Source organism: Tardiphaga sp. (assembly GCF_044340795.1).
Classification (GTDB): Bacteria; Pseudomonadota; Alphaproteobacteria; order Rhizobiales; family Xanthobacteraceae; genus Tardiphaga.
This window is the reverse complement of the sequence record NZ_JBIISY010000207.1, coordinates 1-10,222: the sequence shown is the minus strand read 5'-3', so window position 1 is coordinate 10,222 and position 10,222 is coordinate 1. Positions and strand designations below refer to the sequence as shown.

Genomic DNA, 10,222 nt, shown 5'->3' with positions numbered 1-10,222 from the left:
ACGCTGAGAGTGTTGTGATGTCAAAACCCCTCGCCTCCCGTATCGCTCTCGTCACCGGCGCCTCGCGCGGCATCGGCTATGCGACCGCCATCGCGCTGGCCAAAGCCGGCGCGCACATCATCGCGGTGGCGCGTACCCAGGGCGGGCTCGAAGAACTCGACGACGCCATCACCGCGGAAGGCGGCAGCGCCACGCTGGTGCCGCTCAGCGTCACCGACTGGGACGGCGTTGCGCGCCTCGGGGCCGCACTCCATGAGCGCCACGGCAAGATCGACATTCTGGTCGGCAATGCGGGCGTTGCCGGCGCCTCCTCGCCGCTCGGCCATATCGAGCCGAAATCCTGGAACGAGACCATGGACGTCAACGTCAATGCGAACTTCCAGCTGATCCGCTGCATGGAGCCGTTGCTGCAGCAGTCCGATGCGGGCCGCGCGGTGTTCGTCACATCGGGCACCGCCAACAAGGCGTCCGCATATCGCGGCCCCTATGCCGCCTCCAAGGCCGCGCTGGAAGCGCTGGTGCGCGTCTGGGCCAACGAGACCGCGACGACGCCGTTGCGCGTCAACCTGTTCAACCCCGGCCCGATCCGCACCCATATGCGCGCCATCGTGATGCCCGGCGAAGATCCGGAAACCCTCGATACGCCAGCGCAAGCGGCCGACGCCATCGTGCCGCTGTGCCTGCCGTCGTGGTCGGAGACGGGGAAGTTCGTGGACTACAGAACCGGCAAGGTAATGGGCTTTCACGCACCGTCGTAAGCCACTCTCGAACTGTCATCGTCCCGCTTGACGGGGGCGATCCAGTAAACACTGTCGGTGCGGAGTTTACTGGGTCACCCGGTCAAGCCGGGTGACGACAGATGAGAGTGTTGCGTCGCTTGCAAATCTCACACGTTGCACTCCGCCCCATCCGGGCTACACTTCCTCCCAAGCGGGACAAACCCGCATCACATAGGGAGGTCGTCATGGCGTCACGCCTGCGCGCGTTCGCACTTGCTGCAACACTCACCCTCGCCGCCTTTTCCGCCCACGCCGCCGACATTCCCCGTTTCGAAGTCGAGGCCTCCTGGCCCAAACCGCTTCCCAACAACTGGATCCTTGGCCAGGTCGGCGGCATCACCACCGACAAGAACGGCCATGTCTGGGTGATCCATCGCCCCAAGTCGCTGACCGATGACGAGAAAGGCGCCTCGCTCAATCCACCGCGCTCGAAATGCTGTATCTCCGCGCCGCCCGTTCTGGAATTCGATGCCGAGGGCAACCTCTTGCGCTCGTGGGGCGGCCCCGGCGAAGGCTATGAATGGGTCGGCCGCGAGCATGGCATCGAGGTCAGCGATGATGGCTTCGTCTGGGTCGGCGGCAACGAGGCCAACGACAATGCGATCCTGAAATTTACCCTCGACGGCAAGTTCGTGATGCAGATCGGCAAGATCGCGCCGAGCAAGGGCAGCAACGACACCACTCAGCTCGGCAAGCCCGCCGAGACCGCCATCGACAAGGATGCCAACGAGATCTATGTCGCCGACGGTTACGGCAATCGCCGCGTCATCGTGTTCGATACCAATACCGGCGCCTACAAGCGGCACTGGGGCGCCTATGGCAACAAGCCCAATGACGACAAGCAGGCGCCCTATGATCCGAACGCGCCGGTGTCACAGCAATTCGCCAATCCCGTTCACTGCGTCAAACTCGCCAGCGACGGGCTCGTCTATGTCTGCGACCGCATCAACAACCGCGTGCAGGTGTTCAAGAAGGACGGCTCATTCGTGAAGGAGTGGTTCTACGAGAAGGCCACGCTCGGCAATGGTGCGGTGTGGGATCTCGCGGTGTGGCCCGATCCGAAACAGACCTGGCTGCTCACGGCGGATGGCGAGAACAACGAGATCCGCGTCATCAATCGCGAAGATGGCAAGGTCGTCGGCACGCTCGGCAGGAGTGGCCGCAATGCCGGCCAGTTCCACTGGATCCACGCCATGGCCGTCGACGCCAGGGGCAATGTCTACACGGCCGAAGTCGATACCGGAAAGCGCATCCAGAAGTTCAAGCTGGTGTCCGACGCGTTGAAGTAATGGAGCGCATGGATCCGGTCCGTTCGCGCGCCGGCATATCCGGCCATGCAGATCAGCGATGAGGAGCGCGGCACCTTGATTGGCGCCGCGCAACGCTCGAACATCCGCGGGTCAGGCGACGCATTCATCCGCGTCGCATCGGCTTCGGATAAGGCCGCGCCGATTTTGCCCCCTCGCGCCAACGCCCCGGCGCGACGCCGGTCACGCGTTTGAAAGCCCGATTGAAGGCCGCTTCGGATTCATAGCCGATGTCGCCCGCAATGACGGCGAGACTATCGCTTCCCGCTCGCATCCTCTCCGCAGCAAGCTGCATCCGCCACCCCGTCACATATTCGATCGGCGCCTGCCCCATGACGTCGTTGAAGCGCTCCGCAAGCACCGTCCGGGACGTACCACATTCGCGCGCGAGATCATCCACTGTCCAGCGGCGTGCCGGATTGCCATGGACCTGCTCCATCGCGCGCACCAGCACGGGGTCGTTCAATGCGGCGAACCAGCCTTGTGCGCTCGGCGGCAGTGCCGACACATAGCGGCGCAGCACTTCCACAAACAACAGTTCCATCAAGCGCCCAAGCATGATCTCGCTGCCGGAAATGGCTTCATTCGTCAGCGTGACGATCTCCCTCACCATCCCTGTCAGCAGCGCGCTGACCCGGCCTTCGCCGGCGCGATCGATCAGCAATTGCGGTAATGTGCGGAACACCGGGGAATGCAGCAGTTCCGACGACTCGATGAAACCGCAAACCATGCGGGTTTCCTGACCGCCGCCGCCATGCTCGATCGTCCACATGCCCGGCAGTGAACCTGCACGCACCAGATCCTGCGCCGACGCCATGGCGCCGCCATCGCCCCGATAGAACCGGTGCGTGTCTGGAAACGGCATCAGCATGATATCGCCTTCGCGGATCGTATATCGCTGGCCATCGGCCAGTTCGACCACGCATTCGCCCGCGGCAACCAGGTGAAAGATACTGACATGGCGCAGATGCGCCATCGGCGTGTGTTCGTCGAAATGCTTCGGACTGATGAGTCCGAATGGCTCGGTCAGACTCGCATTCAGATAAACCGCACCGCTGAGCCGCACCGACCGCAGGACATCGGCTAGCACCTGACCGCCGAGATCGACATCCGGTGTCTCTGCAAATGATGGCGGTGTCTCGATCATGTGAGGCTCTGAACCTCCGATCACGGTCCGCAGCCCCACACAGGCATGTCCACTGCGGCATCGCGCTCTAACGATGGACAAGAATATGGCCAAGAAATGGTTGAACAAGGCGGTCGATCGCGGCTTTCGACTGGCCGGACACGCTCTGATGCGGCAGGCGATCGCACGCCTGATCCATGTCGATGACAAGTCGCTGTCAAAATCCGGCTTGTCGCGCGCAGCCATCGCCGATTTTCTGACGACGCCTCTCAGGACCGATCCGCACCGCTTCTTCCGGCACCGGCATGCCCGAGACACGGCAACCGAACGGACACCGGCAACGCGCGCCCGCGGCCCCATCACAGATTTGAATGGTCATCGGCGCGAACTCGACGGGCGCGATGTCGATCCACTTCATACCGACGCCGCGGGCGCCGATCCATGGTCGATTGCGCGCAGGATCAAGGCAAGGACGGGTCTGCGCTTCCGCGTGCTGACGACCGGCGCGCTGATCGGCATCGGAGCATTGACCGCATGTTCAGGAACGACGCTGGAGTCCGGCACGGCATCAGCAAAGCGCGAACAGTCACCTCGCTGCCGCCTGAAGTCCTCGGCCGTTCTGATATCCGCGCAAACGCCGATCCACAGCAGCGCCGGCTGACCCTGCAGGTCGCGATCACGGACTCGAAACGTCTTCAGCAACAGCACGACGCCCGCGACGGCCCGTCCGAAGACGGTGCCTGAGATGAACTCCATATCCGGAACGCCTTTCATCGAACCACCACGTCACACACAAGGATGCCTCACATGACCCGCCTCCTCGTCTTGTTCTATGGGCTGATATCCTATCTGATCTTCTTCGCGACCATTCTGTATGCGATCGGCTTCGTCGATCGCCTGATCGTCCCGAAACACATCGACACCGGACTGGATGGGCCGTGGGCCACGGCCCTGCTGGTCAATCTCGCCTTGATGCTGATCTTCGCCGTTCAGCACAGCGTCATGGCGCGAAAATCGTTCAAGCGCTGGTGGACCCAGTATATTCCTGCCTCGGTCGAACGCAGCACCTATGTGCTGCTCGCGAGCCTGTCCCTGGTGTTGCTGTTCTGGCAATGGCAGCCCATGTCGGCCATCATCTGGCATATCCGCAACGAACAACTCGCCACGGTCATCACGGGCGTGTCGTTGCTGGGCTGGCTCATCGTTTTCACCAGCACCTTCCTCATCAACCACTTTGAACTGTTTGGACTGCAGCAGGTCATCCAGAACCTGTCGAAGCGGAATCCATCAGCACCGACATTCCGCACGCCGCTTTACTACCAGTTCGTGCGGCACCCGATCTATCTCGGCTTCATCATCGCGTTCTGGGCGGCGCCGACCATGACCGTCGGACATTTTCTCTTCGCCGCTGTGACCACCGGCTACATCTTCGTCGGTATCTATTTCGAGGAAAGGGACCTGGTCGACCTGTTCGGCGACGACTACCGCCGCTACCGCGAACGGGTGTCGATGCTGATCCCGTGGCGGAAGTCGAGTGGTGTCGTCAGATCGACGCCAAGGAAGCCTGTCGAGCTCACCACCGAGCGATAATGGATGGACCGGACCGATGCTGGATCGCGTGGTGGCGATCCAGCATCGAAGTGCCTCGATCAATTCGGCCGCTTGCGCTTGTGCGCGAACGGGTTGGCCTTTTCGCGCAGGGTGATGCGGATCGGGGTGCCCGGCAGCTCAAAAGCTTCGCGCATGCTGTTGGTGAGATAGCGCAGATAGCTGGTCGGCACCGCATCGGCGCGCGAACAGAACACCACGAAGCTCGGCGGACGCGCCTTGGTCTGGGTGATGTAGTTCAGCTTCAGGCGCCGCCCCGATACCGCCGGCGGCGGGTTCGTCGAGATGGCGTCCTCAAACCAGCGATTCAGCGCAGCCGTGGCGATACGGCGATTCCAAATCTTGTAGGCGTCCTGGATCGCCGCCATCAGGCGATCAATGCCCTCGCCCATCAGGCCGGAGATCGCGACGATCGGCACGCCCTTGATCTGCGGCAGCCAGTGATCGGCCTCGGTGCGCAGCTGGCCGATCATGCCGCCGCGCTTCTCGACCAGATCCCACTTGTTGACGGCAAGGACGAGCGCACGCCCCTCGCGCTCGACGAGGTCGGTGATGCGCAGATCCTGCTCTTCGAACTTGTTCTGCGAGTCCATCATCATCACGACGACTTCGGCGAAGCGCACAGCGCGCAGTGCGTCAGCGACGGAAAGCTTTTCCAGCTTCTCCTCGATGCGCGAGCGCCTGCGCAGGCCGGCGGTATCGAAGATGCGGAAATAGCGGCCCTTGTAGTCGACCTCCACGGAGATGCTGTCACGCGTGGTGCCGGCTTCCGGCGAGGTCAGCAGGCGTTCTTCGCCAAGCAGATGATTGATGGTGGTCGACTTGCCGGCGTTGGGACGGCCGACAATGGCAACGCGGATCGGGCGCGTGGCGATCTCTTCATCGCTCCACTCCTCCGCGATCGGCTCCTCTTCGTCCTCTTCCTCAATTGGCTCCGGCATCAGCTTGGCAAGCTCGTCATAGAGCTCGCCCATGCCCTCGCCATGCTCGGCGGAGATCTGGATGGGATCGCCGAGGCCGAGCGCGTAGCTTTCCATCGCGCCGACTTCGCCATGCTTGCCCTCGCTTTTGTTGGCGAGCAGCAGCACCGGCTTGTTGGCGCGACGCGCGAAATCGGCGAAAGCGCGGTCGTTCGGCGTCAGGCCCATGCGCGCGTCGATGACGAAGAACAGCGCATCAGCGAGTTCGATCGCCGTCTCGGTCTGCTCCTGCATGCGCGCGGTGAGCGAGCCCTTGGCACCTTCGTCGAGACCGGCGGTGTCGATGATGGTGAATTCGAGATCGCCGAGCTTGGCTGCGCCCTCGCGGCGATCGCGGGTGACGCCCGGCGTGTCATCGACGAGCGCCAGCTTTTGCCCGACGAGACGGTTGAACAGCGTGGACTTGCCGACATTGGGCCGGCCGATAATGGCGATCGTGTAAGACATAGGTGATCCGTGCGGCCGTTACGGACGACCTGTCGATTGCGCAGTGTTGCGCGAGCTTAACGCGAAAAGCTTCCCGAGGGCATTGGCGCCGGGAATGCCGACGACGGCTGCTGTTGCTGCGGAGCCGGTGCGGCAGCCGGCTCCGCAGCCGGCGGCGCGGTGGTGCGGCGGCGGGTGATCTTGCGGCCGGCTGGCGGCTGCGCGACGCCGGCAGCGCTGCCCTCTTCCGCAGCGGCTGCATCGGGCGCGCCGTCCTGGCGGACATTGCCGACCTCGACATCACCGCGGCTGCGCGACTTTGTGGCCTTGCGGCCGGTCGGTGCACCTGGCGCGGCCTGTGGCGGCGGGGCTGTGGCGGCTGCAGCAGCGGCGGCCTGTTCGGCCTGCTGGCGCTGGACGCTTTCCTTGTAGAGATCGCGCGGCACGCCCTGCTCGAGGCCCGGAACGCCTTCGGGGAAGACCGGCTTGCGGTCGCCGGGCAGCTTTTTCTTGGTGTCCATGAAATCGAGCAGATCCGACGGATCCCAGCTCGACGCGCCGCCGCAGCCCGTCAGCACGCTGGCGAGCGTGACGAGAACAGCAGCGGAAACAAGACGTTGCATCGACGAGCGCATAGGCATCTCACTCAAATTCGTTCGGACGGCCGCGGCTCAGCGCAGCTTAGCTCTTGGCCGCGGGCGGCAGCAGCGCCTGCAGCGACTCGGCGCGGGTGCGGATGCTGGATGGCGTATCGTTGTCGTTGGAGATCGCCTCGACCCATTTGCGGGTATCGGCGGCATTGCCGGCCTTCCAGGCAGCCAGCGCGAGCAGTTCGCGGGCGGAATGGCGATAGGTGCCGGTCGCCGATGTGGCGGGCTCGAGCTTCGCCAGCAGCGCATCATAAGCCGCTGTTTCCACGAGCAAAGTGCCGGCACGGACGCGGGCGAGATCCTTCTCGTTGGCGCCCACGGTGTTGTCCGCGATGACCTCGTCATAGAGCTTTACGGCAGCCGCAGGATCGCGCTTGGCGGCTTCACCGGCGGCGCGGAGGCGCGCCATGGTGCGATAGCCCGCAGGGGCCTCGGCAGCGAGCTTGGTGAAGGCGGCTTCGGCTTCCGCCGGCTTGTTCTGCTCGGACAATTCCGAAGCCTTATCAAAGGCCGCGCCCGCTTCGGCAGCCTTCTTGCCCTCCAGATAGGAGTAAGCGCGCCAGCCACCGACGCCGCCGACGATGAGAACGGCGACCAGAATGATCAGGAGGGAATATTTTTCCCAGATCCGCTTGAGCTGCTCGCGACGCAGGTCCTCGTCGACTTCATTAAATAATTCAGACACTTAGAGATTTCCTGGTACGGATCGGCCGCGCTCACCCCGAGCGGCGCTGGGGCATTCGCCCGCGCATCGCGGCGGCGATACCCTAGCGTTATGGCATTGGCAAGGCAAAGCCAACGCGATCAAGGCGTTGGCGATCAAGGTGTTATCCCGAAACGCTGAAGGCGCAAACCAAATTCGCGCGCGTCAGTTCATCCCGCCTGCCCCGCCGCTGGTGCGGCCATTGGCATTGGAGTTGGCGCTGTTGTCGCCGAAGGCGGAATTGGCATTGTTGCCGCCGAGCGCCGCGTTTCCGCGCATAACTATCGTAGGATCAACGACTTGGCGCGGCTGCTCGGCGCGCGGCCGGTCGTGCTGCGGCCGCCTTGCGTCCTCTGTGTGGCCGGCTTGCGGCAGCAGCGCCAGCGCGGCGGCAAAGCCGAGCAGTTTCAAGACCTTCATGGCGACCGTCCTTCGATCTCAGCCCCGAACCTTCAACACCGAATTGCGCGCCGAATTCCCCGATCTGCGCGCGAATCTTGTGGCAACTCAGAGGCAGGACGCATCACGCCTTCGGCTTGCCACCATACACATGCTCCGGCCCCGGAAACGCGCGCGAGCGTACTTCGTTGGCATAGCCTTCGATGGCTTCCTCGATCATGGAACCGAGATTGCCGTACTTCTTCACGAATTTCGGCACCCGGGCATTGAGGCCGAGCATGTCTTCCAGCACCAGCACCTGGCCGTCGCAGGCCGAGCTGGCGCCGATGCCGATGGTCGGGATCGCAATCGTCTGCGTGATTTTTCGCGCGACCGGTTCGGCTACCGCCTCAACCACCACGGAGAAGGCGCCGGCTTCGGCGACGGCGATCGCGTCATTCTGAATCGGGCCGCGCACATTCTCGCCGCGCGCGAGCGCCTCGGCTTCGTCCTTGCCCTGAGAGCGGAACGAACCGAGCGCATTGATCGACTGCGGCGTCAGGCCGATATGCGCCATCACGGGAATGCCGCGCTCGGTGAGAAACGCAATCGTCTCCGCCATGCGCGCGCCGCCTTCCAGTTTCACGGCGCCGCAATGGGTTTCCTTCATGATGCGCGCGGCCGAATGAAACGCCTGCTCCTTCGACGCCTCGTAAGAACCGAACGGCATATCGACAACGACCAGCGACTGTTTCGAGCCGCGCATCACCGCGTGGCCCTGCAGGATCATCATCTCCAGCGTCACGGGCACCGTGGTCTCGAAGCCGTGCATCACATTGCCGAGCGAGTCACCAACGAGAATGACATCGCAATAGCGATCGACCAGCGAGGCCGTATGCGCGTGATACGAGGTGAGCATCACGATCGGCTCGCCATTCTTGCGCGCGAGGATATCGGGGGCGGTCTTGCGTTTGACAGCTGACTGAATGGACATGGTCTCAAGCTCCGAACACAGGCACGCCGATCACCACCGGGTGGAAGGCGAATGCCAAGGCAAGATAGGCGACGACACCGACGCCGACGGCGATCGCATCATTGGCGACACCGCCCACCGGGATCGGCGGCGCGCCGCTGTCGGGACGACGCTTCAGCGAGATGCGATCGAACACCGCCCAGGCGAGAAACGAGCCGAACAGGATGATCGAGCCGAGATCGCCATTGGCGAGCAGATGCGACAGCGCCCACAGCTTGATGCCGGCGAGCATCGGATGTTTCAGCGTGGTGTAGATTCGGCCGCGGATATAGGAGGCAGCGACCATGATCACCGCCGGCAGCATCAGCAGAATGGTGATGTGCTTCATCGCCACCGGCGGATACCAGACATCGATCCAGCCATTGGTACGGTAACTGGCATAGCCCCAGACGATCAGCGCGAGGCCGACCACGGAGACGAGCGAGAAGGCGATCTTGTAGCCGCCCTCGCCGATCCGGGCGATCAGATCGGCGCGCGCATCGCGTTTCGTGATGAAGAGATGGATGCCGAGAAACAGCACGAGGCCAAGGATCATCACGCTCAAGCCCATGATCGTCGTCCTCTCGCAGGGCGGTTGCGTGCCGGATGGGTTGCTCGCCCTGAAATTCCAATTATGGTCCCGCTCGTTTTACGGCCGGGCGGGACGACGTCCGGTATCACTTTTCTGGGGAAACGCGCAATGCTGCGAAACGCCACCACCTCTGCCCGCATGCGCGGCGCGCTTGCCGCGCTGCTGCTTCTGGCCGTACCGAATGCCGCCTCCGCGCAAGCCGTCTGGCCACCGAAATTCGTGCGCATCATCGTGCCGTTCGGCCCCGGCGCCAGCCCGGACATCGTCGGCCGCGTGCTGGCGGACAGCCTTGCTGCGCGGCATCCCGGCACCAATTTCGTGGTGGAGAATAAGCCCGGCGCCTCCGGCAATATCGGCACCGATGCGATTGCCAAGGCGGCGCCGGATGGCGCGACCATCGGCATCTCGCTCGGCGGACCGCTGGCGATCAACACGCTGCTGTTTGCGAAGCTGCCCTACAATCCTGATACGGACATCGCACCGATCACGCTGCTGACGCAGCTGCCGAGCGCGCTCGCGGTGCCGTCGAGCCTTCGCGTCAATTCGGTGGCGGAGCTGCTCGCCAAGGCGAAGGCGGACAACAAGGGTCTCGCCTATGGCTCGATCGGCGTCGGCACGCTGTCGCAGATCTGCATGGAAGCGATCGCGCAGAAGGCCGGCG

At 63.5% G+C, this 10,222-nt stretch carries 13 protein-coding genes; 4 read left to right on the top strand and 9 right to left on the bottom strand.

The features are described 5' to 3' along the window. Positions 1-17 precede the first annotated feature (17 nt). Positions 18-758, top strand: coding sequence for an SDR family NAD(P)-dependent oxidoreductase (locus ACIQ17_RS25580; RefSeq protein ID WP_398472080.1), 741 nt, complete (start codon positions 18-20; stop codon positions 756-758). A gap of 206 nt (positions 759-964) precedes the next feature. Continuing rightward, positions 965-2,068: a hypothetical protein gene (locus ACIQ17_RS25575; RefSeq protein WP_398472079.1), complete on the top strand. Its 1,104-nt coding sequence runs from the start codon at positions 965-967 to the stop codon at positions 2,066-2,068. Positions 2,069-2,192: 124 nt separating this feature from the next. Here ACIQ17_RS25575 and ACIQ17_RS25570 read toward each other — a convergent pair whose 3' ends face one another. The 3 genes from ACIQ17_RS25570 to ACIQ17_RS25560 all read right to left on the bottom strand — a co-directional run bounded on the left by ACIQ17_RS25570 (position 2,193) and on the right by ACIQ17_RS25560 (position 3,986). Then, positions 2,193-3,233, bottom strand: coding sequence for an AraC family transcriptional regulator (locus tag ACIQ17_RS25570; protein WP_398472078.1), 1,041 nt, complete (start codon positions 3,231-3,233; stop codon positions 2,193-2,195). Positions 3,234-3,429: 196 nt separating this feature from the next. After that, positions 3,430-3,630: a hypothetical protein gene (locus tag ACIQ17_RS25565; RefSeq protein WP_398472077.1), complete on the bottom strand. Its 201-nt coding sequence runs from the start codon at positions 3,628-3,630 to the stop codon at positions 3,430-3,432. Continuing rightward, the gene (locus ACIQ17_RS25560; RefSeq protein ID WP_398472076.1) at positions 3,627-3,986 is read right to left on the bottom strand and encodes a hypothetical protein; all 360 of its coding nucleotides are present in this window, start codon (positions 3,984-3,986) and stop codon (positions 3,627-3,629) included. The genes ACIQ17_RS25565 and ACIQ17_RS25560 overlap by 4 nt, the downstream gene beginning before the upstream one ends. A gap of 24 nt (positions 3,987-4,010) precedes the next feature. On the opposite strand from ACIQ17_RS25560, the gene mddA reads away from it, so the two are divergent. Next, positions 4,011-4,802, top strand: coding sequence for a methanethiol S-methyltransferase (gene mddA, locus ACIQ17_RS25555; RefSeq protein WP_398472075.1), 792 nt, complete (start codon positions 4,011-4,013; stop codon positions 4,800-4,802). A 59-nt stretch (positions 4,803-4,861) separates the two neighbouring features. Here the strand turns inward: mddA and der are convergent, their stop codons facing one another. The 6 genes from der to ACIQ17_RS25525 all read right to left on the bottom strand — a co-directional run bounded on the left by der (position 4,862) and on the right by ACIQ17_RS25525 (position 9,540). Continuing rightward, positions 4,862-6,247: a ribosome biogenesis GTPase Der gene (gene der, locus ACIQ17_RS25550; RefSeq protein ID WP_398472074.1), complete on the bottom strand. Its 1,386-nt coding sequence runs from the start codon at positions 6,245-6,247 to the stop codon at positions 4,862-4,864. A 56-nt stretch (positions 6,248-6,303) separates the two neighbouring features. Continuing rightward, positions 6,304-6,849: a hypothetical protein gene (locus tag ACIQ17_RS25545; protein ID WP_398472073.1), complete on the bottom strand. Its 546-nt coding sequence runs from the start codon at positions 6,847-6,849 to the stop codon at positions 6,304-6,306. Positions 6,850-6,907: 58 nt separating this feature from the next. Beyond that, the gene (locus ACIQ17_RS25540; RefSeq protein WP_398472071.1) at positions 6,908-7,561 is read right to left on the bottom strand and encodes a tetratricopeptide repeat protein; all 654 of its coding nucleotides are present in this window, start codon (positions 7,559-7,561) and stop codon (positions 6,908-6,910) included. A 183-nt stretch (positions 7,562-7,744) separates the two neighbouring features. Continuing rightward, positions 7,745-7,999, bottom strand: coding sequence for a hypothetical protein (locus ACIQ17_RS25535; RefSeq protein ID WP_398472070.1), 255 nt, complete (start codon positions 7,997-7,999; stop codon positions 7,745-7,747). A gap of 103 nt (positions 8,000-8,102) precedes the next feature. Beyond that, positions 8,103-8,951 (bottom strand): 3-methyl-2-oxobutanoate hydroxymethyltransferase, encoded by an 849-nt coding sequence (gene panB, locus ACIQ17_RS25530; RefSeq protein WP_398472069.1) that lies wholly within the window; start codon positions 8,949-8,951, stop codon positions 8,103-8,105. 4 nt (positions 8,952-8,955) lie between these two features. Further along, entirely contained in the window at positions 8,956-9,540 is a 585-nt protein-coding gene (locus tag ACIQ17_RS25525; RefSeq protein WP_398472068.1) for an NnrU family protein, read from the bottom strand. Positions 9,541-9,669: 129 nt separating this feature from the next. Here ACIQ17_RS25525 and ACIQ17_RS25520 point away from each other — a divergent pair. Then, positions 9,670-10,222, top strand: a 553-nt coding sequence (locus ACIQ17_RS25520; RefSeq protein ID WP_398472067.1) for a Bug family tripartite tricarboxylate transporter substrate binding protein, incomplete at its 3' end; no start/stop codon positions are given.

Bases quoted from the DNA above. Each gene is read 5' to 3' on its own strand.
- ACIQ17_RS25580 (WP_398472080.1), top strand. From the start codon at position 18: ATGTCAAAACCCCTCGCCTCCCGTATCGCTCTCGTCACCGGCGCCTCG.
- ACIQ17_RS25575 (WP_398472079.1), top strand. From the start codon at position 965: ATGGCGTCACGCCTGCGCGCGTTCGCACTTGCTGCAACACTCACCCTC.
- ACIQ17_RS25570 (WP_398472078.1), bottom strand. From the start codon at position 3,233: ATGATCGAGACACCGCCATCATTTGCAGAGACACCGGATGTCGATCTC.
- ACIQ17_RS25565 (WP_398472077.1), bottom strand. From the start codon at position 3,630: ATGAAGTGGATCGACATCGCGCCCGTCGAGTTCGCGCCGATGACCATT.
- ACIQ17_RS25560 (WP_398472076.1), bottom strand. From the start codon at position 3,986: ATGAAAGGCGTTCCGGATATGGAGTTCATCTCAGGCACCGTCTTCGGA.
- mddA (WP_398472075.1), top strand. From the start codon at position 4,011: ATGCCTCACATGACCCGCCTCCTCGTCTTGTTCTATGGGCTGATATCC.
- der (WP_398472074.1), bottom strand. From the start codon at position 6,247: ATGTCTTACACGATCGCCATTATCGGCCGGCCCAATGTCGGCAAGTCC.
- ACIQ17_RS25545 (WP_398472073.1), bottom strand. From the start codon at position 6,849: ATGCAACGTCTTGTTTCCGCTGCTGTTCTCGTCACGCTCGCCAGCGTG.
- ACIQ17_RS25535 (WP_398472070.1), bottom strand. From the start codon at position 7,999: ATGAAGGTCTTGAAACTGCTCGGCTTTGCCGCCGCGCTGGCGCTGCTG.
- panB (WP_398472069.1), bottom strand. From the start codon at position 8,951: ATGTCCATTCAGTCAGCTGTCAAACGCAAGACCGCCCCCGATATCCTC.
- ACIQ17_RS25525 (WP_398472068.1), bottom strand. From the start codon at position 9,540: ATGGGCTTGAGCGTGATGATCCTTGGCCTCGTGCTGTTTCTCGGCATC.